The organism is Streptosporangium sp. NPDC050148, assembly GCF_055586505.1.
The window spans coordinates 146,343-170,027 of record NZ_JBVJIA010000003.1 but is presented as its reverse complement, the minus strand read 5'-3'; the positions used below and the strand labels follow the sequence as shown (position 1 = coordinate 170,027).

At 72.1% G+C, this 23,685-nt stretch carries 22 protein-coding genes; 18 read left to right on the top strand and 4 right to left on the bottom strand.

Going from position 1 to position 23,685, the window contains the following annotated elements; genetic code table 11:
- The first annotated feature begins 115 nt into the window (after positions 1-115).
- The 7 genes from ssd to ACZ6RT_RS04315 all read left to right on the top strand — a co-directional run bounded on the left by ssd (position 116) and on the right by ACZ6RT_RS04315 (position 6,137).
- Entirely contained in the window at positions 116-1,162 is a 1,047-nt protein-coding gene (gene ssd / locus ACZ6RT_RS04345; protein ID WP_399185289.1) for a septum site-determining protein Ssd, read from the top strand.
- The gene (locus ACZ6RT_RS04340; RefSeq protein WP_470152207.1) at positions 1,162-2,538 is read left to right on the top strand and encodes a TadA family conjugal transfer-associated ATPase; all 1,377 of its coding nucleotides are present in this window, start codon (positions 1,162-1,164) and stop codon (positions 2,536-2,538) included. The genes ssd and ACZ6RT_RS04340 overlap by 1 nt, the downstream gene beginning before the upstream one ends.
- The gene (locus ACZ6RT_RS04335; protein WP_470152206.1) at positions 2,535-3,239 is read left to right on the top strand and encodes a type II secretion system F family protein; all 705 of its coding nucleotides are present in this window, start codon (positions 2,535-2,537) and stop codon (positions 3,237-3,239) included. Before ACZ6RT_RS04340 ends, ACZ6RT_RS04335 begins: the two co-directional genes overlap by 4 nt.
- Positions 3,240-3,630: 391 nt before the next feature.
- Entirely contained in the window at positions 3,631-4,185 is a 555-nt protein-coding gene (locus tag ACZ6RT_RS04330) for a type II secretion system F family protein (RefSeq protein ID WP_470152205.1), read from the top strand.
- A gap of 631 nt (positions 4,186-4,816) precedes the next feature.
- On the top strand, positions 4,817-5,044 hold the full coding sequence (locus ACZ6RT_RS04325; protein ID WP_399185295.1) for a DUF4244 domain-containing protein: 228 nt from the start codon (positions 4,817-4,819) through the stop codon (positions 5,042-5,044).
- Positions 5,045-5,121: 77 nt separating this feature from the next.
- Complete coding sequence (locus tag ACZ6RT_RS04320) at positions 5,122-5,454, top strand: TadE family type IV pilus minor pilin (RefSeq protein ID WP_399185296.1); 333 nt, start codon at positions 5,122-5,124, stop codon at positions 5,452-5,454.
- Between the two features lie 179 nt (positions 5,455-5,633).
- Entirely contained in the window at positions 5,634-6,137 is a 504-nt protein-coding gene (locus ACZ6RT_RS04315; RefSeq protein WP_470152294.1) for an Rv3654c family TadE-like protein, read from the top strand.
- A gap of 598 nt (positions 6,138-6,735) precedes the next feature.
- On the opposite strand, the gene ACZ6RT_RS04310 is transcribed toward ACZ6RT_RS04315, so the two are convergent.
- Positions 6,736-9,033, bottom strand: a complete 2,298-nt coding sequence (locus ACZ6RT_RS04310) for a DEAD/DEAH box helicase (RefSeq protein ID WP_470152293.1) — start codon at positions 9,031-9,033, stop codon at positions 6,736-6,738.
- Between the two features lie 255 nt (positions 9,034-9,288).
- Between ACZ6RT_RS04310 and ACZ6RT_RS04305 the strand changes: the two genes are divergently transcribed.
- The 4 genes from ACZ6RT_RS04305 to ACZ6RT_RS04290 all read left to right on the top strand — a co-directional run bounded on the left by ACZ6RT_RS04305 (position 9,289) and on the right by ACZ6RT_RS04290 (position 13,563).
- Positions 9,289-9,639: an STAS domain-containing protein gene (locus tag ACZ6RT_RS04305; protein WP_012887265.1), complete on the top strand. Its 351-nt coding sequence runs from the start codon at positions 9,289-9,291 to the stop codon at positions 9,637-9,639.
- A gap of 2 nt (positions 9,640-9,641) precedes the next feature.
- A complete protein-coding gene (locus tag ACZ6RT_RS04300; protein ID WP_344891301.1) occupies positions 9,642-10,088 on the top strand; it encodes an ATP-binding protein in 447 nt (148 codons plus the stop codon).
- Positions 10,089-10,512: 424 nt separating this feature from the next.
- Entirely contained in the window at positions 10,513-12,846 is a 2,334-nt protein-coding gene (locus ACZ6RT_RS04295; RefSeq protein WP_470152204.1) for a sodium-translocating pyrophosphatase, read from the top strand.
- 243 nt (positions 12,847-13,089) lie between these two features.
- On the top strand, positions 13,090-13,563 hold the full coding sequence (locus tag ACZ6RT_RS04290) for a SixA phosphatase family protein (protein WP_399185299.1): 474 nt from the start codon (positions 13,090-13,092) through the stop codon (positions 13,561-13,563).
- A gap of 112 nt (positions 13,564-13,675) precedes the next feature.
- On the opposite strand, the gene serB is transcribed toward ACZ6RT_RS04290, so the two are convergent.
- From serB to ACZ6RT_RS04275, 3 genes are all read right to left on the bottom strand, one after another.
- Positions 13,676-14,899: a phosphoserine phosphatase SerB gene (gene serB / locus ACZ6RT_RS04285; RefSeq protein ID WP_399185300.1), complete on the bottom strand. Its 1,224-nt coding sequence runs from the start codon at positions 14,897-14,899 to the stop codon at positions 13,676-13,678.
- 77 nt (positions 14,900-14,976) lie between these two features.
- On the bottom strand, positions 14,977-15,768 hold the full coding sequence (locus tag ACZ6RT_RS04280; protein WP_399185301.1) for an IclR family transcriptional regulator: 792 nt from the start codon (positions 15,766-15,768) through the stop codon (positions 14,977-14,979).
- Between the two features lie 168 nt (positions 15,769-15,936).
- On the bottom strand, positions 15,937-17,286 hold the full coding sequence (locus ACZ6RT_RS04275; RefSeq protein WP_470152203.1) for a hypothetical protein: 1,350 nt from the start codon (positions 17,284-17,286) through the stop codon (positions 15,937-15,939).
- Between the two features lie 98 nt (positions 17,287-17,384).
- Between ACZ6RT_RS04275 and fdxA the strand changes: the two genes are divergently transcribed.
- From fdxA to ACZ6RT_RS04240, 7 genes are all read left to right on the top strand, one after another.
- Positions 17,385-17,702 (top strand): ferredoxin, encoded by a 318-nt coding sequence (fdxA, locus tag ACZ6RT_RS04270; protein WP_399185303.1) that lies wholly within the window; start codon positions 17,385-17,387, stop codon positions 17,700-17,702.
- Complete coding sequence (locus ACZ6RT_RS04265) at positions 17,699-18,694, top strand: NAD(P)/FAD-dependent oxidoreductase (protein WP_470152202.1); 996 nt, start codon at positions 17,699-17,701, stop codon at positions 18,692-18,694. The genes fdxA and ACZ6RT_RS04265 overlap by 4 nt, the downstream gene beginning before the upstream one ends.
- A gap of 54 nt (positions 18,695-18,748) precedes the next feature.
- On the top strand, positions 18,749-19,696 hold the full coding sequence (locus ACZ6RT_RS04260; RefSeq protein WP_470152201.1) for an IclR family transcriptional regulator: 948 nt from the start codon (positions 18,749-18,751) through the stop codon (positions 19,694-19,696).
- Between the two features lie 632 nt (positions 19,697-20,328).
- On the top strand, positions 20,329-21,141 hold the full coding sequence (locus tag ACZ6RT_RS04255; RefSeq protein WP_399185306.1) for a fumarylacetoacetate hydrolase family protein: 813 nt from the start codon (positions 20,329-20,331) through the stop codon (positions 21,139-21,141).
- A gap of 148 nt (positions 21,142-21,289) precedes the next feature.
- Positions 21,290-22,456 carry an amidohydrolase family protein gene (locus ACZ6RT_RS04250; protein WP_470152200.1) on the top strand — a complete coding sequence of 389 codons (1,167 nt, stop codon included), beginning with the start codon at positions 21,290-21,292 and terminating at the stop codon, positions 22,454-22,456.
- Positions 22,453-23,307 carry an HpcH/HpaI aldolase family protein gene (locus tag ACZ6RT_RS04245; protein ID WP_470152199.1) on the top strand — a complete coding sequence of 285 codons (855 nt, stop codon included), beginning with the start codon at positions 22,453-22,455 and terminating at the stop codon, positions 23,305-23,307. The genes ACZ6RT_RS04250 and ACZ6RT_RS04245 overlap by 4 nt, the downstream gene beginning before the upstream one ends.
- Positions 23,304-23,681: a cupin domain-containing protein gene (locus ACZ6RT_RS04240; protein WP_399185309.1), complete on the top strand. Its 378-nt coding sequence runs from the start codon at positions 23,304-23,306 to the stop codon at positions 23,679-23,681. The genes ACZ6RT_RS04245 and ACZ6RT_RS04240 overlap by 4 nt, the downstream gene beginning before the upstream one ends.
- Positions 23,682-23,685 lie beyond the last annotated feature (4 nt).

The following is a 23,685-nucleotide window of genomic DNA, read 5'->3' as shown; positions in this document are numbered from 1 at the left end:
ACGGTTTTCCACAGAGGGGCGCCTCCGGCCCGGTTTTCCACAGTGCGGCGTTCGGTGCCACGGGGACGAGGGGGCGTCACCGAAAGTGGGCCTCCCGAACCCCAGGGAGGCACCCGTGGATCGCCCGTTGGTCATCACCGAAGACCACGAACTGCTCGACGACCTGCTCCGGATCGCCGCCGCGGCCGGAGCCGAGCTCGACGTCGCCCACGCGCCCGCGCACGCCCGGCCCCACTGGAACCGCGCACCCCTGGTCGTCGTCGGCGGTGACCTGGCCGACGCCCTGGCCGCGACCGGCCCGCCGCCCCGGCATCGCGTCTTCCTGGTCACCCAGGAGCGCGACGACCCCGACACGTGGCGCAAATGCGTCGCGGTCGGCGCGCAGGCCGTGCTGGAACTGCCCGCCGCCGAGCGGCGGCTGGTCGACGAGTTCGCCGATGTCGCGGAGCCTCCCGCGGGCCCGGCGGCCGTGGTGTGCGTCGTGGGCGGGAGCGGTGGGGCGGGGGCCAGCGTGCTGGCGGGGTCGCTGGCGCTGGCCGCGTCCCGCCGGCGCCTCCGCACCCTTCTCGTCGACGCCGACCCGCTCGGCGGCGGCCTTGATCTCCTGCTCGGTCAGGAGGAGGCGGACGGTGCGCGCTGGTCCGACCTGGTCGCCCGCGAAGGCAGGGTCAGCTGCACCGCGCTCCAGGCGGCGCTGCCGACCTTCGCCGGACTGACGCTGCTCTCCTTCCACCGGGGCGAGGTCGAGCCGATCCCGGCCGAGGCGATGCGCTCCGTCCTGGAGGCGGGACGCAGGGGGTTCGACCTGGTGGTCGTCGACCTGCCGCGCCACCTCGACCAGGCCGCGGCGGAGGCGCTCGGCCGGGCCACCACCACCCTCCTGGTCGTCCCGGCCGACGTGCGGGGCGTGCTCGCCGCGGCCCAGGTGCTCACCGGGCTGCGCGCCCACACCGGTGACGTGCGGGCCGTGGTGCGCGGCGGGGTGCTGAAGGACGACGTGGTGACGGGTTCGCTCGGCCTTCCCCACAGCGGGAACGTCCCCGACCAGCCCGGTCTCGCCGCCGCGCTCGACCGCGGGGACGTTCCGCCGCTGGGCCGGCGCAGCCCCCTGGGGCGGTTCTGCTCGGCGTTCCTGCACGAGCTGCTCGAGGCGGGCGCGTGATGCGCGCCGCGTCTCCGGCGAAGGTCTCGCCGGAACTGGTGGAGGCCGTTCGCGTACGGCTGGCCCGGACGGGGGTCGAGCCCAGTGCCGCGCATGTCGCGGTCGCGCTACGGGCCGAACGGGCGGTGCTCGGTGACGCGGAGATCCTGGCGGTGGCACGGGTCCTGTGTGCCGACCTCATCGGGGCCGGCCCGCTGGAGCCGCTGCTGGCCGAGGCCGACGTGACCGACGTCCTGGTCAACGGTCCGCGAGAGGTGTGGGTCGACGACGGCCGCGGGCTGCGCCCGACCTCGGTCGTCTTCTCCGGTGAGGACGCCCTCCGCAGGCTGGCGCAGCGTCTCGCGTCGGCCGCGGGCAGGCGCCTCGACGACGCGTGTCCCTATGTCGACGCGCGGCTCGCCGGAGGCGTCCGGCTCCACGCGGTCCTTCCACCGGTGGCCGCCAACGGCACCTGCCTCTCGTTGCGCCTCCCGCCCCGGCGGACCTTCACCCTCGCGGACCTGGTCGAGGCGGGAGCCATCCGCGCCGACAGCGTCGCCGTTCTCACCGCGGTGATCGAGTCGAGGCTCGCCTTCCTGGTCACAGGGGGCACGGGTACGGGAAAGACGACCATGCTCTCGGCCCTGCTGTCCCTGGCGGATCCCGGCGAGAGGTTGCTCCTGGTCGAGGACTCCGCCGAGCTGAGGCCGCTCCATCCCCACGTGGTCCGGCTGGAGGCGCGTCCGCCCAACCTCGAGGGCGCCGGTGGGGTCGGGCTGCGCGACCTCGTTCGTCAGGCACTGAGGATGCGCCCCGACCGGCTCGTCGTGGGGGAGGTGAGGGGGGCCGAGGTGGTCGATCTCCTGGCCGCCCTCAACACCGGCCATGAAGGGGGATGCGGCACCCTGCACGCCAACACCGCGACCGACGTGCCACCCCGGCTGGAGGCGCTGGCGTGTGCGGCGGGGCTCAGCCGGGAGGCGGTCCACAGCCAGATCGCCGCCGCTCTGGACGTCGTCATCCATCTCGCCCGTGACCACGCCGACGGTCGTCGCCGGGTCGCCGAGGTCTGCATGATGGTCCGCCGCCCCTCAGGACTGGTCGAGGCGGAACCGGCCCTCACCTTCACCCCGGACGGGCAGGTGAACCCCGGGCCAGGCCTTCCCGCCCTCGTGGCCCGAGCGCCGGGCATTCCGGCTCTGGCCGTCCGGCCCTCCGCTTCTCTCGCCACTCCTGCGGCTTCCCCGGCTTCTGCGGTCTCCCCGAAAGCCGCGTTTCCCGCCTGGGCACCGGACATCCCCGCTCCCCGAATCTCCCGGCGCAGGCCGTACCCTTCCTCCCCGTCGTCACCCCACGGGCCGCGCGCGGCGGATCTCCCGTTATGGCCGGCATCATGACGGGCGCCGCCCTTGCCCTCGCAGCCCTGTCGGCATGGCTGTGGACGGGCCTCGACCCGTGTACCGCCCGGCTGCACCGGATGCGGCATGGCCGTGCGACCGGATCTGTCTCCCTGCGTGACAGGCTCAACGCCCGCTCGCGGCCCGCCGGACGCGAGGCCGCCTGGCGGATCGCGTCGATCGAACTGTGCCAGGCGTTGGCCGCCGAGTTGTCCGCGGGAAGAACGGCCGGTGAGGCGCTGGTACGGGCTGTGCAGGCCGTGGACTTTCCCGACCCTCTGGTCCTGCGCCCGGTGGTCGCGGCCGCGAGAGACGGTGGTGACGTTCCGGCCGCGCTGCTCGCCGTGCGGCCGGAGCAGGGCGGTGAGGCCTTTCGCGGGCTGGCCGCCTGCTGGCGGGTGAGCGTCACCACGGGGGCGGTTCTCGCCGCTCTCGTCGATCGTGTCGCCGGTTCCCTCCGGGAGGCCGAGGCTCACCGTCGTGACGTCGCCGCCCAGCTCGCGGGTCCTCGCGCCACGGCCCGCCTGCTGGCGGGGCTGCCTCTCCTCGGTCTGCTGATGGCGACCGGCCTCGGTATGCGGCCGTTGCACTTCCTGTTCGGTGGTCCGCTGGGTGTGGGATGCCTGGTCGTCGGTCTCGGTCTCGACCTGGGCGGCCTGTGGTGGACCCGCCGCCTGGTCGCCCGCGCCCAGCGGGCCTGACGCTCACGAGATCGGACGTACGAGGAGGAGAACAGTGATCGCTTTACTGGCCGTGGTGCTCGCCGGTCTGGCCGGGCGGCTGTGGACGGCCCGTCGGGAACCGGCCGACCGGCTTCGTCGCGTCCGGTCACGACCACTACCGGCGGGTTCGCCGACGACGGGTCCGCTGACGGGGGCGGGCCGCGGTCGGGTTCCCCCGGCCTCGCCACTCTCCCCGGCCTTCCCGCCGACCATGGGCGTGATCGCCGCTGCCCGGCTGACGTCCTCTGCCCGGGTGATGTCCTCGCCCGCCGAGAAGACGTTCTCGCCGATGGCGACGAGGGCCGACGGTGCCCCGGGACGGCGACCGGACCGAGGAGAAATCGTCGTCGCCCTTGGGGTGGGGGTGGCGATGTTCCTGGTCGTAGGAGGGCTCCCGGGTATCTGCGCGGGCCTGGCCGGTTCGGGTGTCGCGCTGACGGTCCTGCGGAGACGGGAGCCCTCGGAACTGCGCAGGGAACGCGAGCGGGTGACGGCGGATCTGCCACTGGCGGCCGATCTCCTGGTCGCCTCCCTGCGCGCGGGCCAGCCGATCACCGGAGCCCTCGACGTCACGGTGGAGGCGGTAGGCGGGCCGCTGGGTGACAGGCTGGCCTGGGTGAGCGGTCAACTGAGGCTGGGAGCGGCCCCGGAGAGCGCATGGGAGGCGCTGGCCTCCGAACGTTCACTCGCCCCCCTGGCACGGGTCATGAGCCGGGCCGCGCTGGGCGGTGCCCCGGTGGCGGAGGTCCTCACCAGGCTGTCCGACGACTCTCGCCAGGCCGCCCGTGCCGTATCGGCGGCTGCGGCCCAGCGGGTCGGGGTCCAGGTCGTGGCCCCGCTCGGGCTGTGCTTCCTGCCGGCGTTCGTCTTTCTGGGGATCATTCCCGTCGTGGCCGGACTGGCGGGTGAGGTTCTGCTCCCCTGAGTTATCCACAGGATTTTCCCCGTCGGCCCAGGGTTGTCCACAGAAAAACATTGATGCCTGTGGACAGACTTCCTGAGATTTCCACATCTCCTACCGGAGGCGGAGTCCTTCGGCGTCCGTGTCACATGCCCGTCGTGTGCACTTCTCTCCTGTCCTCCGCACTTCTACCGGTACGGATCGGCTCCTTCGCCGCTGACCCGTACCGGTAAGTGCGATGACCATGGTCTTTCGCCGGGCGGGACCGTCGGGCAACCGGAATGCCGAGCCGTCGGAATGCCGGGCCCTGGGGTTGCTGAAGCGCCGCAATGACGAGGTGCCGGTTCGCCGAGGATCCCGGGCGCAGGGGATCGGACCGTCGGGCCGTCATGTGAGGAGCCACCGCGCGGAAAAGGGCGTGAGCGCGGTGAGATTTCATGAGCGCGCCGAAGACCCGCGAACACGAATGCGTGAACGGAGGCCGGCGGTCCTCCGTCGTGAAGGTGAAGTCGTGGGCGACGCGAAACATATCCACAGCTTCACGCTTATCCACAGAACGTCGTTCGGGTCATCCGGGGGACGGGCGCATGGACGACCCTGGGCTGACGCCGGGCGCTGGGCCCGGGTGAGAGCTTCAGGAGGAGCAATGGTTGGAATGAGCGCCGGTCGCGTACGGGGTGGCCGGCCACGATGGTTGCGCGCGCGCTGGGAACTGCTGGTGTCCGGTCCTCATCGTGACCGAGGCATGTCCACCGCGGAGTACGCGGTCGGAACGATCGCCGCCTGTGCGTTCGCCGCGCTTCTCTTCAAGGTGGTGACAAGCTCCGACGTCCAGCAGATGGTCACGGCTCTGATCAACCGAGCGCTGAGCACCGCCGGATGAGGCTCCCCGCGGCGCCGGCCCCCTGTCGCTCCCGGCGTTCCCGAGGTTCTCGGCGGTTCACAGGGGCCAGAGGGTCGGTGACCGCGGAGACGGCCGCGGTGCTTCCCGCCTTCATGGTCGTGCTGGGAGCCGGTCTGTGGGCCGTGGCGGCGGTCGGGGCGCAGTTGGAGTGCGTGGACGCGGCTCGGGCCGGAGCTCGGGCCGTCTCACGCGGTGAATCGGTGGAGAAGGTCCGTGGCGATGTCCTGGCGGCCGTCCCGGCCGATGCGCGCGTGACGGTGGCCCGCGGTTCGGGCACGGCCCGCGTGGAGGTCGCCGTCGAGGTCAGACCCGACTGGGGAGCCTTTCTCCCAGGCGTCACCGTTCGCGCGGCCGCCGTCTCGGCCACCGAGCCGGGGCTGGAGCCGTAAGCCCGGCGGACCATCGCGAGGGAAAGAGCGAAGTGAGTCACCTGCCGATCGTGGGAGTGGAAGCGAGGCGGCCCTCGGTGAAGGGGCGAAGCGGCGGAGAACGGAGACGGGTGTGCACGAGGCACGACGAAGGCCGGGGGCGGGGACGGGGCAGGGCGAGGAGGGTGAACGTGGCCGGGATGGATGTGATGGGGAAGGGCCGCGACCGGGGGTCGGCGACGATCTGGACGGTCGCGCTCATGGCGTTGGTCTTCGCCGTCGCGATGGCGGTCGCGTTCGCCGGTACGGCTCGTGTCGCGCGCCATCGGGCTCAGAGTGCCGCCGATCTGAGCGCGCTCGCCGCTGCCCGGCTGGCGTTCGTGGGCTCCGAGCGGGGTTGTGCGGAAGCCGCGTCCATCGCCGCGAAGAACGGAAGCGCCGTGACCCGCTGTTCCGTCGGTGATGACGGCGTCGTCGAGATCGAGGTGGCGATGAAGGTCGCGCTGCCGTTGAAAGGAAGAGTGGTGATGGCCGCCAGGGCACGTGCCGGGCCCGTTCATGTGACCGATCCCGACGGGTGGCGGCGGACCGACGAAGGCGAATCGACGGGGGCGGACGGAAGAGCGCGAACCGATGCGGATGAGCCGGTAATGGCGGGCGATGAGGAACCGGCCGGTGAGAGGGAGCCGATGAGAGCAGACTGACGAGAGCGAACGGATGAGAGTGAACCGGTGAGACGGATGAGAGTGAACCGGTGAGAACGAGAGCGCATTGTCGAGGACGGACGGATGCGGGTGGGGCGGCTGTCTTCTTCCGGCGCCCCGCTTCATGGAGGAGAGCGAATTCTGGGAACGCCCGAAACCGGAAGCGATCGATTTCTGGGCCGACGGCCGACGTGTCCGCGACGAATGACAGATGTACCCGCGCCGAGTGACGTCGTGTCCGCGATGAACGACGGACGTGCCCGCGCCGAATGACAACGTGCCCGCGCCGAATGACGGACGTACCCCCGCTGAGGACGTACCCCCTGAGCAAGAGCGTGTCCGCGACGATTGACGAGTGTTCTCGTGACGAATGGCGAGATGAACGACGACCGGCATGTCCGTGACCGGCAGGCCGCCGAGGCGGGCGCGTGACGATGATGCCGAGAGGGACGGGTGACGATGATGCCGAGGCGGTCGCGTGACGATGATGGAGGCGTGAGGAGGCGGCCGTGCGACGAAGGTGGGCGCGTGACGAGGTGGCCGCGTGACGATGGATCGCATCACGATGTGTCGACGCCGTCAGGCTCCAGGACCGTCGTCATGACCCGGATGTCACGTTCGCGGACGGTTCCGTCCGTGGCACGTCCCGGTCCGGCGCGTCGTGGGAGAGCAGGACCGCCAGAAGCCGGAGGGCTCCGGCCTTGTCCAGCGGCTCGTTGCCGTTACCGCACTTGGGGGACTGGATGCAGGACGGGCAGCCGCGTTCGCACTCGCAGGAGGCGATGGCCTCGCGGGTGGCGGTGAGCCAGTCGCGGGCGCGGGCGTACCCGCGTTCGGCGAAGCCGGCCCCGCCCTCGTGGCCGTCGTAGACGAAGACGGTGAGCAGCCCGGTGTCGGCGTGGAGCTCGGTGGAGACGCCACCGATGTCCCAGCGGTCGCAGGTGGCGAAAAGCGGCAGCAGGCCGATGGCCGCGTGTTCGGCCGCGTGCGCCGCTCCGCCGAGGTCGAGCCCCTCCCCGGCCAGCGCGGCGACGGCCGAGGTGGGCAGCGTCCACCAGACGGCACGGGTCCGCAGCGTGCGCGGGGGCAGTTCTAGGGGCTCCTCGCCCATGAGCTCACCGCTCTGGGCCCGGCGCTTGATGTAGCCCACGACCTGGTTGGTGACCTCCACCGAACCGAAGTGCAGCTCACCGGGGCCCAGGGCGTGCGAGGCGAGGGACTCGATGATCGAGATGTCGGTGACGTCCCTGGCGAAGGTGGTGTAGTCCGGTGCTCCGGCCTCGACGAGGGCGACCCCGGCCTCCAGGTCGAGCTCGGCCACCAGGAACGTCTCCCCCCGGTGCACGTGGACGGCGCCGGTGTGCACGGCCGTGTGGGCCGAGGACTCGTCCACGGTGCCGAGCAGCCGCCCGGTGGACATCTCCACGACCTGGATCGGCGCGCCGCCCGCGCCCCGGATGTCGGCGAGGTCGGTGGCGCGTTCCCTGCTGGTCCAGAACCAGCCCGTGGCGCGCTCCCTGAGCAGTCCCCGGGCGACCAGGTCGGCGAGCACCTCCTTGGCGGCCGGGTCGAAGACGTCCAGGTCGTCGTGGCTCAGCGGGAGCTCGGCCGCGGCGGCGCACAGGTGGGGACCCAGCACGTACGGGTTGCCGGGGTCGAGCACGATCGTCTCCACCGGCCTGCCGAACAGGGCCTCGGGGTGGTGGACGAGGTAGGTGTCCAGGGGGTCGTCCCTGGCGATCAGCACCGCGAGCGCGTCCTGCCCGTCGCGTCCCGCCCGGCCGGCCTGCTGCCAGAGCGACGCGCGGGTGCCCGGCCATCCCGCGATGAGGACGGCGTCCAGGCCGGAGACGTCGACGCCGAGCTCCAGCGCGTTGGTCGTCGCCAGGCCGAGCAGCTCGCCCGAGCGCAGCGCCCTCTCCAGTGCCCTGCGGTCCTCGGCCAGGTACCCGGCCCGGTAGGCGTCCACCTTGCCGGGCAGGTCCTCGGGCGCGCCCGCGCCGACGACGAGGTCCTGGAGCCTGGCCCGGGTGGTGAGGGCCACGGACTCGGCGGCCCGGCGGGAGCGGACGAAGGCCAGGGTCCGCACCTCGGAGGCGACGAGGTCGGCCAGCAGGTCGGCGCTCTCGGCGGTCGCGGGACGCCGGATCGGGGCCCCGCCCTCGCCGCGCAGATCGGTCAGGGGCGGCTCCCACAGCGCGAAGGTCGTGGCACCCCGGGGTGAGGCGTCCGTGGTCACCGTGGCCATCTGGAGGCCCGTCAGGCGCATCGCGAAGACCTCGGGCTCACTGGCCGTCGCCGAGGAGAGCAGGAAGGTCGGGTGGGAGCCGTGGCGCGCGCAGATCCGGCGCAGGCGGCGCAGGATCTGGGCGACGTGGGAGCCGAACACGCCCCGGTAGCCGTGGCACTCGTCCACGACGACCATCCGCAGCCGCCGCCAGAAGGCCGACCACTGGGTGTGACGGGGCAGCAGGCCGCGGTGGAGCATGTCCGGGTTGGTCAGGACGTAGTTGGCGTGCCTGCGGATCCAGGCCCTCTCCTCGAAGGGGGTGTCGCCGTCGTACACGGCGGCGCGCAGCTCGGGCGGGTCCAGCTCGCGCAGCGAGCGCAGCTGATCGGCCGCCAGCGCCTTGGTGGGCGACAGGTAGAGCACCGTGCCGCCCTCCAGCGTCGCGGAGAGCGCCGGGACCAGGTAGGACAGCGATTTCCCGGACGCCGTGCCTGTGGCGATGATCACGTTTTGGCCACGGTGGAGCAGCTCGGCCGCTTCGGCCTGATGGGGCCACAGACCGGAAATACCGTGGTTCGCCCAGCGCGTAACAAGCCGTTCGTCGACCCAGTCCGGCCACCTGGTGTCACCGGCCTGACGTGCGGGAACGTGCTCCACATGGGTCACACGCTCGCGACGTGCGGGAACGTCGAGCAGGCGGCGGAGCGCGGCGCCCGCCCGGAGGGGCGAGGATGATGGCGGGGTCACTGGTTTCCAGTCTCACATCTGTGGGCAGAGTCGCCGGGAATCGTGATTTCGTATAGACACTGAGCGTACGCATGGTTGAATGCCGCGCGTCGGGGCTTGTCGCCCAGGGGTCACCTCGGTCCCGGGGGGGCACGCTCGAATCGGTACTTTCGCAGGCAAGGCGCTGGAGGATCTGTGGATCTGAAGTTGGACCACCATTCCGAGGACCGTCTCACCATCGTTGAGGTCGAGGGTGAGATCGATGTCTACACCGCGCCCAGATTGCGTGAGCTCCTGATCGACCTGGTCAACAAGGGGAACTTCCACCTGCTCGTCAACATGGAGAAGGTCGACTTCCTTGACTCCACGGGCCTTGGTGTCCTGGTCGGCGGGCTCAAGCGAGTTAGGGCGCACGATGGCTCACTGGAGCTTGTCTGCACCCAGGAGCGCATCCTGAAGATTTTCCGGATCACCGGGCTCACCAAGGTCTTCGGGATCTACGCCTCGGTGGAGGAGGCCAAGGAAGCTCACGGTCGAGACAAGTAGTCGTGGCTACCGTCGAGCTGACGTTCAGTGCCCTCCCCGCGCACGTGCGGACGGCGCGCCTGGTCGCCACGGCGATCGCCAGGCGCACCGGTGTGCAGGAGTCACTGCTGGACGAGGTACGGCTCGCTGTCGGTGAGGCATGCTCGCGGGCCGTGGAGGCGCACCGTCTCCACTGTCCGGGAGAGCCGATCCGTATCGAGCTACGCGATGACCTGGGGCGCTTCGAGGTGACCGTCACCGACTCCGCCCCCAGCGACGAGCTGGAGCACGATCGGGCCCTCCTGGGGTTCGACGATCCGTTCGGGCAGCTCCCCGACGATCTGATGGCCGGTTTCGGCATCGCGGTCATCGCGGGACTGGCCGACGACGTCCAGGTCTACCCGAGCCCGAAGGGCATGCGCATCCGCATGAGCTGGCCCGCGGCGACCAACGGACTGTCTCCGGTCTGAAACAGAAGACTTCGGCGGCCGGGCGTGTCCTAGGACACGCCCGGCCGTTCGTTTGCGGTCCCCGCGTTTCCGGTCGTGTCTTAACACCTGTAGGTGCGGGCCGAAATCCGGGGGACATGGAGACGGACGAGACGGATGTGACGGGGAAATGGCGTTATAAGCAGGCCGGTCGGCGATGGATGCCGTACCTGTCGTCAATCGGCCGAGCACAGAGGCTTCATATCCGCGTCGACGCTGCGTAGACTCCCGGAACCGGCCAAGGTTTATCCTTCGGAACGGCCCGTACGCGAGCCGTTTTCCGTAGGGGTCTGCAACTGGAAGCGGCACTGCCAACCACCCCGGATGTGCGCCGCTTTGCTCGTCGTGACGCCTATGGCAGCGCACTCCGGGCAGGACGTGTTCCCGTCTTGCCAAGGAGAGTCGGATGTCTGTGCTCCATCTCGCCGCTGTCGAAGAACCAGCGGTATCCCTCAGCGGCCACCACTTCACCATCGTGATCGTGGTGGCCGCGGTCGCCCTGCTCGCGCTCGCCGTCGCCGGCGCCCTGGTGCGGGAGGTGCTGGCCGCCGGCCAGGGCACCGAACGCATGCAGAACATCGCGCGAGCCGTACAGGAAGGGGCTTCCGCGTATTTGACGCGGCAGTTCCGAACGCTCGCTCTGTTCGTCATTTTGATCCCTTTCCTGCTGTATCTCCTTCCGGCCGAGACGACCGGCGTGAGAATCGGCAGATCGGCTTTCTTCGTCGTGGGCGCGCTTTTCTCCGCGCTGACCGGATTCATCGGCATGTGGCTGGCGGTCCGCGGTAACGTCCGCGTCGCCGCCGCCGCCCGCGAATCGGGTGAGAAGGTCGCCATGCGGATCGCGTTCCGCACCGGCGGCGTGGCCGGGATGATCACCGTCGGTCTCGGTCTTCTCGGCGCGGCCGTGGTGGTGATCGCCTACGGGGGGTACGCCCCGGCCGTGCTGGAGGGCTTCGGCTTCGGTGCCGCGCTGCTCGCCATGTTCATGCGGGTCGGCGGTGGCATCTTCACCAAGGCCGCCGACGTCGGCGCCGACCTGGTCGGCAAGGTCGAACAGGGCATCCCCGAGGACGACCCGCGCAACGCCGCCACCATCGCCGACAACGTGGGCGACAACGTGGGCGACTGCGCGGGCATGGCCGCCGACCTGTTCGAGTCCTACGCGGTCATGCTGGTCGCGAGCCTGATCCTGGGCAGGGTGGCCTTCGGCGTCGAGGGCCTGGTGTTCCCGCTGATCGTGCCGATGATCGGCGTGATCACCGCGATCATCGGCATCTTCGTCACCGCCCCGCGCGCCGGGGACCGCAACGCGATGGCCGCGATCAACCGTGGCTTCTTCATCTCGGCGGCCATCTCGGCGATCCTGGTCGCGGTCGCGGCCTACCTCTACCTGCCGGCCACCTTCGCCGGCCTGACCGGCGTGAGCCCGCAGATCGCCGCGATCACCTCCGACCCGCGCCTGATCGCGATCGGGGCGGTGCTCATCGGCCTGGTGCTGGCGAGCGCCATCCAGGTGCTCACCGGCTACTTCACCGAGACGAACCGCCGCCCGGTGCGGGACATCGGCGAGAGCTCCCGGACCGGCCCCGCCACGGTCATCCTGGCCGGCATCAGCGTCGGCCTGGAGTCCGCGGTCTACTCGGCGCTGATCATCGGAGCCGCCGTGTACGGCGCCTTCCTGCTCGGCTTCGGCAACGTCACCATCGCCCTGTTCGCGGTGGCGCTCGCGGGCACCGGGCTGCTGACCACGGTCGGTGTGATCGTGTCCATGGACACCTTCGGGCCGGTCTCCGACAACGCCCAGGGCATCGCCGAGATGTCCGGTGACGTCGAGGGCGAGGGCGCCGCCGTCCTCACCTCCCTGGACGCGGTCGGCAACACCACCAAGGCCATCACCAAGGGCATCGCGATCGCCACCGCGGTGCTCGCCGCGACCGCGCTGTTCGGCGCGTTCCGCACGGCGGTGGAGACCGAGCTGGCCCAGGCGAGCGCCACGGTCAAGGAGGCGCTGGGCTCGTTCAGCACGTTCAGCCTGAGCATCGACTACCCGAACGTGCTCGTCGGTCTGATCATCGGTGCCGCGGTGGTGTTCATGTTCTCGGGCCTGGCGATCACGGCGGTCGGCCGCGCGGCCGGCCGGGTGGTCTTCGAGGTGCGCGAGCAGTTCCGCACCAAGCCGGGCATCATGGCCGGTACCGAGCTGCCCGACTACGGCAGGGTCGTGGACATCTGCACCCGCGACTCGCTGCGGGAGCTGGCCACGCCCGGTCTGCTGGCCGTGCTGACCCCGATCGCCGTCGGCTTCGCGCTGGGGTACGCCCCGCTCGGCGCGTTCCTGGCCGGTGCCATCGCGTGCGGCACGCTCATGGCGGTGTTCCTGGCCAACTCCGGTGGTGCCTGGGACAACGCCAAGAAGCTGGTCGAGGACGGCCACCACGGTGGCAAGGGCTCTCCGGCGCACGAGGCCACCATCATCGGTGACACCGTCGGCGACCCGTTCAAGGACACCGCCGGTCCGGCGATCAACCCGCTGCTGAAGGTGATGAACCTGGTGGCACTGCTGATCGCTCCGGCCGTGGTGACCTACGCCGACAACGCGGTGCTGCGTGTCGTCGTCACGCTGCTGGCGGTCGCCATCGTCGTCGGCGCGGTCATCGTCTCCAAGCGCCGGTCGGCGAGCATCTCCCCGACCGAGGAGAACGACTCCGACCGCAAGGTGCAGCCGGTCTCCACCTGAGCCGCGTTCCCCGGGGGAACCGAGCCGGTCCGCGACCGGTGACCTTCCCTGGGGAACCGGGTGACGCTCCATCGCAAGGGGTACGCGAGCCACGCGTACCCCTTTCGCGTGTGCGGACCGTCGCGGTGGGAAACTTGCCGCTATGGAAGAGCAGCCCTCCGGGGGTAAGTCACTCCTTCTCGTTCTGCTGGCCATGGCCGCGGTGTTCGCGGTGATCGTGGGTCTCGCCGTCTGGGCGTCCCGATGACGGCGCGCACGCTCGTCGTCCTGCGTCACGCCAAGGCGGCCCAGCCCCCCGGTGTCGCCGACCGGGATCGCCCCCTGACCGAGAGCGGCGAGCGTGACGCCCGCCGGATCGGCGCGGCCCTGGCCGATCTCGGCCTGCGGCCCGACCTGGTGCTCTGCTCGCCGTCGGCGCGGACCCGGCGGACCGTGGCACTGGCCCTTCCGGACGCGGACGTGTCGTTCGAACCGTCCGTCTACGAGGCCTACGCCGACGAGCTGCTGGCGCTGGTCCGGCGGAGCGGGACCGAGGCGCGCACCCTGCTCCTGGTCGGCCACAACCCGGGCGTGCAGGAGCTGGTCCGGATGCTGGCCCCGGGGGACGGTGACGGCGGCTTCCCGCCCGGGGCGTTCGCCGTCGTCGAGACCGACGACGAGTGGGCCGGGCTCGACACCGGCCGCGTGGTCACCCGATGGAGTCCCAAGGACCGCTGAGGAGGACCCGGAAGCGGTCAGGGGTCGTCGACGGCCTTCCGGGGAGACCCGGCCGGGGACGCCGGGGAACGGCCGGCGTCCGGTGATGATCACGCGTCCCGCGAGGGGCCCGTCAGCGCTCGGTGTTGATCACGCCGTCCTCGGCGTCGGCGTCCTCGACCTCGGCCCGGGGGATGCCCAGCAGGTAGAGGATCGAGTCGAGGTAGGGCACGTTGACCGCGGTGTCGGCGGCGCGGCGCACCACCGGCTTGGCGTTGAAGGCGATGCCCAGCCCGGCGGCGGCGATCATGTCCAGGTCGTTGGCGCCGTCGCCGATGGCCACGGTCTGGCTGATCGGGATGCCGGCCTCCCGGGCGAACCGCTCCAGGGCCCGCGCCTTGCCCGGCCGGTCCACGATGTCGCCGACCACCCGGCCGGTGAGCACGCCGTCGACCACCTCCAGGGTGTTGGCCGCGGAGTAGTCGATCCCCAGATCGTCCACCAGGGCGTCGGTGAGCTGCGTGAACCCGCCGCTGACGATCGCGAACCGGTAGTCGAGCCGCTTGAGGGTCCGTACCAGCGTGCGGGCGCCGGGGGTCAGCACGAGCTCCCCGCGTACCTTCTCGAAGACCTCCTCCGACAGGCCCGCCAGCAGCGCGACCCGGCGGCGCAGCGACTCGGCGAAGTCGAGCTCGCCGCGCATCGCCTCCTCGGTGACCCTGGCGACCTCGTCCAGGCAGCCGGCGTGCGCCGCGAGCAGCTCGATCACCTCGGCCTTGATGAGCGTCGAGTCGACGTCCATCACGATCAGCCGCTTGGCCCTGCGGTACAGGCCGGTGCGCTGAACCGCCACGTCGACCTGCTGGGTGTGCGCCTCGACGGCCAGCTCGGCCCGCAGGGTGTCGGGGTCGGCACCGGAGACGGAGAGCTCGATGCAGGTCACCGGGTAGCTGGACAGCCGCTCGATGCGGTCGATGTTGGCGCCGGCCGCGGCGATCCGCCCCGCGATGCCCGCCATGGCGGCCGGCTGGAGGGGGGAGCCGAGCACGGTGACGGTGAGCCGTCCCCTGCGCCGCTTCTCCTTGGGGTCGGAGCCGGTGGACAGCTCGACGTGCAGTCCCAGGTCCTCGGCGGTCCGCTCGACGGCGGTCCAGAGGGCCCCCAGGGTGCCACCGGTTCCGGTCGACGGGCCCCCCGTGTAGGAGACGAGGACGCCGAGGGTGAGCCTGCCCCGGATGACGACCTGCTCGACATCGGCGACGGCGACGGGGAAACCGGCCAGGACCGAGAAGAGACGTGAGGTCACGCCGGGACGGTCGGGGCCGGTCAGCGTGATAAGAAGCGTGCGCTGGTTCATCGGTTCCTACGCTACTTGGCCCCGGATCGGGCCGTGAATGTGGTTCACCATGCGGACGCCCGCTCTGCACGGAACGGTCACCGGTCCGGAAGCGTGCGTTCCCTTCCCAGCTCGGCGGTCACCTCGGCCGCGGTCCGCTTCAGGGCCTCGGCGAGCGGGGAGTGGGTGCCCGCGGGCACCGAGGAGGTGGTGCCGACGATCGCCATGGCGGCCAGCAGGACCGGGCCCCGGAAGACCGGCGAGGCGATGCTGCGCACGCCGTTGACGGAGGGGGTGTTGGCCGAGATGTCGTCCTCGCGGATCTTCACCAGCTCCTGGCGGAGCTCGGGGGAGGCGTCCAGCTGCTCCTGCAGACCGGGAACCTCGTCGGGGGGCAGGAACGCGCAGAAGACCCGGCCCTGGGCCGACTCGGTCCGTGACAGGCGCGAGCCCATCCGCACGCTGACCCTTATGGTGCGGTCGGTGTTGTCGTCGACGCGGACCACCACGGCGGTGTCGCCGTCCCAGACGCTCAGCACCACGGTCTCGTCGATCTCCCTGACCAGCCGCTGCATGTACGGACCGGCGATGCCGATCACCGGCATGCCGACGCGGGCGGCGGCCGACAGGGTGAGGATCTGGGGACCCAGGGAGTACAGCGCCTCACGCTCGTCGTAGCGCAGCAGGTTGCTCTCCCGCAGGGCCTTGGTGTATCGATGTGCGGTGGCCTTGCTGGTGCCCAGGCTGGCGGTGAGCTGGTTGAGGGTCAGGTGCGGCCGGCTCACCGTGAACGCGCTGAGGATCATCGCGGCGCGCTGGACGGTCTGGATCGCCGGGATCCTGTTCTCGCCCGCGGCGCCCTGCCGGCCAGGCGCGCTGTCGTCACCCATGTCGTTCCTTCGATTCAGGTCTGCGGGCCCGGCGCCGGGCAAATATTTTGCATTGCGAGACAGCATCCTGTCATCCAGAACGCCCAATGTCGATGCCCCGGCCGGCCCGGGTGCTCCGGCCGCTCCAGCCGGTTCGGATGTTCCGGTCGGCTCCGGTGCTCCGTCGGCTCAGGTGCCCCTGCCGGATCGGGTGCCGGGGACGCCGAGGGCGTGCCGGAGGGCGATCCCGGCGTACAGGCGGGCGAAGCGCGCCAGCTCCTGCGGATCGAAGACGTCCCGCCGGGGATCGGCCGGGTCGGAGGCCGCGGCCGGGCCCACCCTGGCGGTCGGGATCCCGTGACCGCGCAGCACCACGCCGTCCGTGGAGCCCTTCCAGCCTGAGATCGGCGGCGGAGGGGCGCCGTGCTCGTCGTCCCATGCGGCGATCGCCTGGCGGATCACCGGGGCGCCCGGCGGGGTGCTCCCGGCCGGGTGGACCATGTGCGCGTCCACGCTCACCCGGTGGCGCTCCAGCGGCCCGCCGCGGATCCCGGCCCGCAGCCGCTCCAGTACGGTCCGGGCGATCTCACCGGGATCGTCGCCCGGGACGGTGGTCAGGTAGAGGTGGAGCTCCACCAGGCCGGGCAACAGGTCGGGCTTCTCGGCCAGGCCGCCCCGTACCGCGCCGATGCCCGCCTCGGCGGCGAGCTGGCGTCCCGGGGCGGTCCTGGCCGCCAGGTGCTCGGCGCGCCAGGACTCCAGGATCGCGACGACGGCCCCCAGGCCGGCCAGGAGCCCGCCGTCCGCGTCCCTGGCCAGCACCGGCCGGTAGGCGCCGTCCAGCCGGACCCTGAGGAAGATCGCCCCGGGTTCCTCGTACAGGACGCCGGGCGGGCCGCACTTGGCGACGACGGCGGCCGCGGGCAACGGGTGCGACCGCAGGTACTCGTCGATGCCCGACGGCTCCCCGGAGACGCCGGAGACGCCGGAGGCCGCGGAGGGGGACGGGCTGGCCGGACGTGCGGTCGCGAAGGGGGAGGAGTGCGTACCGGCCGAGGCCAGGAGCAGGCAGAGGCGGTGCGGCAGGCCCTCGCGGCGCAGGGCCGTCGCCGCGGCCGCGTACCCCACCAGCGCCGCGGCGGCCGGAGCGCGGGCGACACCGAGGCCGAAGCCGGACAGCAGGCCGGAGACCGGGTCGAGGGTGAGCGGGGCGACCGGCCCGTCCAGGCCGGTCGCCCACCGGTCGTGCGCCGCGTCGCCGGAGAGCGAGGTGTCCAGGTGGGAGTAGACGAGCAGTTCGGGCCCGGAGCCGCCGGCGGTGGAGGTGAGGTTCGTCCCCTCGGGGCCCACCGCCTCCAGGTTCCAGGGGAGCCGGGGCCAGCGGTCCCGCGCCCACGCCGCCAGCCGGGTCGCGGTCGCGCGTTCGCGGCCCCGCGGACTGGGAGCGGCGGACATCACCCGGATCGCCTCGACGATCGTCCGATCGGAGATCGCCGCGTCGGTGGCCTGCCGCAGGTGTCGCAGGGCGTCGCTCGTCATGGGTCCATGTTAACTCTATGCAAGACGCCATCTCGTATATTGACAATGCGCGTGACAGCCTCCTACTGTTCCCCCACGCTGCCGACGAGGGAGGACTGATGGTCTACGTCGTGACCGACGCGTGTGTGGACGTGCAGGACAGGTCGTGTGTCGAGGAGTGCCCGGTCGACTGCATCTACGAGGGCGACCGGATGATGTACATCCAGCCCGACGAGTGCGTCGACTGCGGCCGGTGCGAGCCGGTCTGCCCGGTGACCTCCATCTTCCACGAGGACGATCTCCCCGCGGAGGCGGCCAGGTTCGCCGGGATCAACGCCGAGTTCTTCGCCGACCTGGGCTCGCCCGGGGGCGCCAGGAAGGTGGGCCGCACCGGGAGCGACCATCCCGCCGCGGTGCCGCCCGGCGGCGGGTCATGACCGCGTACGACGTCGACCTGGTGATCGTCGGCGCGGGCCCGTCCGGCCTGTACGGCGCCTACTACGCGGGGTTCCGCGGCATGTCGGTGGCCGTGATCGACTCGCTGCCCGAGCCCGGCGGCCAGATCTCGGCGCTCTACCCGGAGAAGGAGATCTTCGACGTCGCCGGGTTCCCGGCGGTGAAGGGCCAGCGGCTGGTGGACGAGCTGGTGGCCCAGGCCGCCCAGGCGAACCCGGTCCTGCTGCTCGGGGAGGGCGCCCTCGACCTGCGGCACCACGAGGACTCCGTGGAGGTCGTCACCGACGCGGGCACCGTGGTGCGGGCCAAGGCCATGCTGCTCACCGGCGGCATCGGCACCTTCACCCCGCGCGAGCTGCCCGTGGGCGAGGACTACCTGGGCCGGGGACTGCGCTACTTCGTCCGCAGGCTCGACGACGTGGCCGGTCACGACGTGGTGGTGGTCGGCGGCGGCGACTCGGCGGTGGACTGGGCCCTGGCCCTGGAGCCGCTGGCGCGCTCGGTGACGCTCGTGCACCGCAGGCCCGTCTTCCGGGCGCACGAGCGCAGCGTGGCCACGCTGCGCTCGTCGTCGGTACGGGTGCTGACGCCGTACGAGGTCTCGAAGATCGGTGGTGAGCACCTGGTCGGCGAGGTCGTCGTGGACAGGGTCGGGGCGAGCGGCCAGGACGACCGGGACGGTCGTGTCACCCTGCCCGCCCAGACGGTCGTGGCGGCGCTCGGCTTCATCGCCGATCTCGGGCCGGTCCAGCAGTGGGGGCTGGAGCTGCGCAAAAGGCACGTGCTGGTCGACCGATCGATGCGGACGAACCTGCCCCGGGTGTTCGCCGCCGGGGACATCAGCGACTACGACGGCAAGGTCAGGCTGATCTCCGTCGGGTTCGGCGAGGCCGCGGCCGCGGTCAACAACCTCGCGCCACTGGTGAATCCCGCCCTCGGTACCGCGCCCGGCCATTCCTCCGATGCGGCCTGAGTTCTCCAGTCTGTAGAGTCCGATCCAACGGACGGTCGGTGCGGAGGAGTCGGCATGGCGGAGCAGGCACGCTTCGGCGACACGGGTGTGGCCGACAGGATGCCCGCCGGCGTGCCCGCCGACCCCTCGGCGGGTGCGCCCGGAGGCGTTCCCGCCCAGGCGTCCGCCGGTGCGTCCGGGACCGTCCCCGCGGGCGGGCCGGACGACGCCGCCGAGGGCGTCCCCGGGGGCGTCGTCCCCGAGAGCGTCCCCGACAGCGTCCCCGACGATGTGCCCGCCATCCAGACGGTGCGGCGTGCCGCGCTGATCCTGAGCGGCTTCACCGTCGAGCGCCCCCGGCTGAGCCTCAACGAGATCACCGCGCGGCTGGGGGTCAGCAAGCCCACCGCCCACCGGTACGCGCGGGCGTTGCGGGCGGCCGGCCTGCTGCGCTACGACGCGTCCAGCGCCACCTACTCGCTCGGCCCCCAGCTCCTCGGGCTGGAGGCCGCGGCCAGGGCCGGGCTGCCGATCGCCGCCGCCGCCGAGCCCTACCTCGAACTGCTGATGCGCGAGATCAACCAGACGGTCGTGCTGAGCGTCTGGAACGGCGAGTGCCCGGTGGTGGTCGGCTGCGTGGACAACACCGTGGGGGACGTCCGGCTGAGCGTCCGCACCGGCTCGCAGCTCGACGTCGTGCGCTCGGCCCAGGGCAGGGTCTTCAGCGCCTACCTGCCCGTCGGCGAGGTCCCCGGGCTCGCCCGGCGGCTGCGGGCCTCGGCCGAGCTGCGCGACCTCCTCAAGGAGGTCCGCAGGACCGGGGTGGCGGTCAACTCGCCGGTGGACCACGGGGTGCACGTGCTCGCGTCGCCGATCTTCGAGGGAGACCAGGTGGTCGCCGCGATGGCGGTCGTCGGCACGGTGGCCTCCCTCGCGGGCGACCGGGAGCCGCAGGCCGCCGCCGCGCTGCTGAGGGTGGCGCGCGACCTCTCCCGCGACCTGGGCGGCACGAGACCGGCCTGAGCACTACGGGACCGGCCTGAGCCCTACGGGACACCGGTCTGAGCTTTTCGCGGCTCCCGGTCTGAGCGGCCCCGGTCCCGTCCGGGCGCCGTGAGCCCACCCTGAACGGCCCCGGCCCCGTCCGGGCGCCGTGAGCCCGCCCTGAACGGCAGGAGACCGTTCCCCGCTCCGTCCCGCCCCTTCCACGCGCCCGGACCGTTTCCCGGGTGTGGTTCCGGTCACCCCGGCGCGGCCGTCCGGCGGTGCCGTGCCGGTGTCGGCGACCCGGCATGAGCCGTTCTCCCTGGTCCGCGCCCTGCCATCCCTACAGGGTCGGGCGTGCATCGGACCGAAACACGGCCGTAGCATGACGCAATGCGAGATGTGATTCCGCATCTTGACACGCGGTGAGCCTTCCTCGTACGTTCGTGACGCCTGGCCGACCTGGTACGGCGGCGGGAGACCCCGCCATCGGCCGGACGCCGGTGTCCCGACAGAACGCCCCCCTGGAATCCCGTCGTCCCTTCGGGCCGGGTGACCGCAGGAGTAGGAGCAGACATGGGTATGCGACGTAGGGGAGACGCTCCGGCCCTCCCGGTGGCCCTCCCGGTCACGGCCTCCGGCCGGCGGGCCGCTGTGCCGGGGGACGGCGCGTGAACCTGCTGGCGACCCCCGGCGGCCTGGCCCGTCTCACCGAGGACGGCGACGACGCGGTCCTGCTCGACCTGCCGTTCGGCGACGTCGCGGCCATGCTCGCCGTGGGCGAGGGCTTCGCGCCGGCACGGGCCGCGCGGGAGCTGGGCCGGGTCTCCCTCGACGGGCTGCTGCCCCCGCTGCGCGGTGCCCGCGCGATCTGGGGGGTCGGCCTCAACTACCGCTGCAAGGCCCGGCTCACCGGCCGGTCGATCCCGATCGATCCCATCCTGTTCCTGCGATCGCCGTCGGCGGTGTCGGCCCCCGGGGCGGAGGTGGAGCTGCCGAGCGACCGTTCCAGCCAGGTGGACTACGAGGGCGAGGTGGCCTTCGTGGTGGGGCGGCGGATGTGCCGGACCGCGCCCGAGCGGGTGTGGGAGCACCTGGCCGGGGTCACCGCGGCCAACGACATGACCGCGCGCGACGTCATGGTCGCCACCGCCACGCCCACCCTGGCCAAGAGCTTCCCCGGCTTCGGCGCGCTCGGCGCCTCCGTGCTGGACCTGTCCACGGTCGCCGACCCCGCGAACATCACCGTGCGGACCAGCGTGAACGGGACCGTCCGGCAGGACGCGAGCACCGAGGCGCTGATCTTCGCGGTGCCCGAGCTGCTGGCCACCATCTCCCGCTTCGCCGCGCTGGAGCCCGGGGACGTGGTGCTGACCGGCACCCCCGCCGGGACCGGGCAGGACCGCGAGGTCTTCCTCCGCCCCGGTGACGAGGTCGAGGTGTCCGTCGCGGGGGTGCTGCCGCTGCGCACCCGGTTCCGCTGAAGCCCGCCACCGCCCGGCCCGCGCAGCCGCATCCGGGTCCCCGCACCGCCGGCACCGCCGGCACCGCCCGCACCGGCCCCGGCCGTCCCCCAGAACCCCTCACAGCCCTCCCGGGCCTCACGGCCCTCAAGAACCGAAAGAACGAGATATGACCGAGACTGCATTCGACCTGGTCCTGTCCGGCGGTACCGTCTTCGATCCGGTGGCGGGCACCCACTCGGTCACCGACGTGGCCGTGACCGGGGACCGGGTGGCGCGCATCGCACCCTCGCTGGCCGGCCAGGTCGCCCAGGCCGGGCAGGTCGTCGACTGCACCGGCAAGTGGGTGATGCCGGGCCTGGTCGAGGGGCACACCCACGTCTTCGAGAACGTCTCGAAGGTCGGCGCCCCGCCGGACGAGGCCCACCTGCGCCGGGGGGTGGTGGCCGCGGCCGACGCCGGCACGGTCGGGGCCTCGACCTTCGCCGCCTTCGACCGGTACGTGGTCCAGGCCGCCGAGATGCGGCTGGTCAACTTCCTCAACGTCTCGGTGCTCGGGCTCATCGACTTCCGCTTCGGCGAGCTGCTCAACCCGGCCACGCTCGTCCCCGAGGACGCGCTGGCCGTCGCGGCGGAGAACCCCGGCGTGGTCCGCGGCTTCAAGATCCGTCTCTCCGAGGACGTGGTCGGCCCGGCCTGGCGCTCGCTGCTCAAGACCTCCCTCGCGCTCGCGGCCGACGCGGGGCTGCCGCTGATGGTCCACATCGGGGAGACCGAGGAGCCGCTGCCCGAGGTGCTCGGCCTGCTCCGCCCGGGGGACGTCGTCGCCCACTGCTACACCGGCAAGCCGCACGGCATCCTCGACGGGGACAAGGTCATCGCCGAGGTGCGGGAGGCGCGGGCCCGCGGGGTGCTCTTCGACAGCGCCCACGGCAGGAGCAACCTCAGCTTCGAGGTCGCCAGGAGGGCGATCGCCGACGGGTTCCTGCCGGACCTGCTCACCTCCGACACCAGCGCGCGCAACTGGCGCGGGCCCGTCTTCGACCTGGTCACCAGCGCGGCCAAGCTGCGCGCGCTCGGCATGACCATGGACGAGATCGTGCCGCGGATGACCATCGCCCCCGCCCGGGTGCTCGGCCTGGACGCCGAGGGCTACGGCACCCTGGTCGAGGGCGGTCCCGCGCACGTCACCGTGCTGGAGGACGCCCCCGAGACGACCCTGCCCGACGCGTCCGGCAACTCGATCACGGCCTCCCGGCTGGAGCCCGCGCTCGTCCTGCACCACGGGCGGCGCGTGGAGACCACGCCCTGGCGCGGCCTGGACCGGGACCGGTGACCGTACCCTGCGGACCTGCCGCGCCGTCCTTCGAGCCGGCGACCCGGGAACCGCCGTCCCGGGCCGTCCCGGCGGCGGGGGTCGCCGCGCTGCGGCGGAGGCTGCGGGACGCGCTGGCCGGTGGGGACCGGGTGGTCGGCACGTTCCTCAAGCTGCCGAGCGCCGACTGCGTGGACCTCGCGCGGCAGGCCGGGTTCGACTTCGTCGTCGTGGACCTGGAGCACTCCTCGCTGCCGGAGGCGACCGCGCTCGCGCTCGTCCGGCACGCCGCCGCGACGGGCCTTCCGGCCCTGGTACGGGTGCCCGCCGTGGACCCGGCGCTGATCAACAGGGTGCTGGAGGCCGGTGCGGCCGGGGTGCAGCTCTCCACGCTGACCGCGGTCGCCGAGGTCGCCGCACTGACCGGCGCGACCCGCTACGCCCCCCACGGGCGGCGGAGCGTGAGCCTGTCGCACCCGGCCGCGGGTTTCGGCGCGGTGGACCTGGCGGCCTACCTGGCGGCCGAGGCGCAGGACCCGCCGCTGCTCGTCGGGCAGATCGAGACCGCCGTCACCCTGGACCCGGTACCGGAGCTGGTGGGCGGCCTGGACGTGGCCTTCGTCGGCACCACCGACCTGGCCGTCGGCATGGGGCTTCCCGGTCCGGAGGCGCTGCGCGCGAAGGTCGAGGAGATCGTCGGCGCGGCCCTGTCCGCCGGGGTGGCGCCGGGCGGCTGGATCGCCCGCGCGGACGAGGAACTGCTCACCGGCGGCGGCCTGGGCGCCGCCCGCTACCTCGTCGTCGGCTCCGACGTGCAACTCCTCGGCTCGGCCCTGCGCGAGGTGATCCATCGATGGAAGGAAGCGCAATGACCACCTTCAGCCCGCTGCTGTACGGCCTCGCGGTCAACTGGGACGACATCCCCGCGACCGTGATCCGGCCGGGGGTCTCCCGCAAGGTGTACTCCACCGACGAGGTCATGCTGGCCTGGCACGAGCTGGCCGTCGGCATGACGCTCAACCCGCACCGGCACGACGACTTCGACCAGCTCGTCCTGATCCTTCGGGGCCGGTGCGACTACTACGTCGACGGCGTGCCGCACGCCATGTCGGCGGGGTCGATGCTGCTGGTCCCCCGGGGCGCCGAGCACCACGTCGAGCCCATCGAGGGGCCGTGCGTCAACGTCGACGTGTTCAGCCCGCCGCGCCCGGACTTCCGGGACGCGGTCTGGCTGCCCGAGGGGTAGGCCG

Coding starts and splice junctions, on each gene's coding strand:
- ACZ6RT_RS04265 (WP_470152202.1), top strand. CDS start 17,699: ATGACCGCGTACGACGTCGACCTGGTGATCGTCGGCGCGGGCCCGTCC.
- ACZ6RT_RS04315 (WP_470152294.1), top strand. CDS start 5,634: ATGGATGTGATGGGGAAGGGCCGCGACCGGGGGTCGGCGACGATCTGG.
- ACZ6RT_RS04260 (WP_470152201.1), top strand. CDS start 18,749: ATGGCGGAGCAGGCACGCTTCGGCGACACGGGTGTGGCCGACAGGATG.
- ACZ6RT_RS04240 (WP_399185309.1), top strand. CDS start 23,304: ATGACCACCTTCAGCCCGCTGCTGTACGGCCTCGCGGTCAACTGGGAC.
- ACZ6RT_RS04275 (WP_470152203.1), bottom strand. CDS start 17,286: ATGACGAGCGACGCCCTGCGACACCTGCGGCAGGCCACCGACGCGGCG.
- ACZ6RT_RS04280 (WP_399185301.1), bottom strand. CDS start 15,768: ATGGGTGACGACAGCGCGCCTGGCCGGCAGGGCGCCGCGGGCGAGAAC.
- ACZ6RT_RS04250 (WP_470152200.1), top strand. CDS start 21,290: ATGACCGAGACTGCATTCGACCTGGTCCTGTCCGGCGGTACCGTCTTC.
- ACZ6RT_RS04290 (WP_399185299.1), top strand. CDS start 13,090: ATGACGGCGCGCACGCTCGTCGTCCTGCGTCACGCCAAGGCGGCCCAG.
- serB (WP_399185300.1), bottom strand. CDS start 14,899: ATGAACCAGCGCACGCTTCTTATCACGCTGACCGGCCCCGACCGTCCC.
- ACZ6RT_RS04335 (WP_470152206.1), top strand. CDS start 2,535: ATGACGGGCGCCGCCCTTGCCCTCGCAGCCCTGTCGGCATGGCTGTGG.
- ACZ6RT_RS04295 (WP_470152204.1), top strand. CDS start 10,513: ATGTCTGTGCTCCATCTCGCCGCTGTCGAAGAACCAGCGGTATCCCTC.
- fdxA (WP_399185303.1), top strand. CDS start 17,385: ATGGTCTACGTCGTGACCGACGCGTGTGTGGACGTGCAGGACAGGTCG.
- ACZ6RT_RS04325 (WP_399185295.1), top strand. CDS start 4,817: ATGAGCGCCGGTCGCGTACGGGGTGGCCGGCCACGATGGTTGCGCGCG.
- ACZ6RT_RS04330 (WP_470152205.1), top strand. CDS start 3,631: ATGTTCCTGGTCGTAGGAGGGCTCCCGGGTATCTGCGCGGGCCTGGCC.
- ACZ6RT_RS04340 (WP_470152207.1), top strand. CDS start 1,162: ATGCGCGCCGCGTCTCCGGCGAAGGTCTCGCCGGAACTGGTGGAGGCC.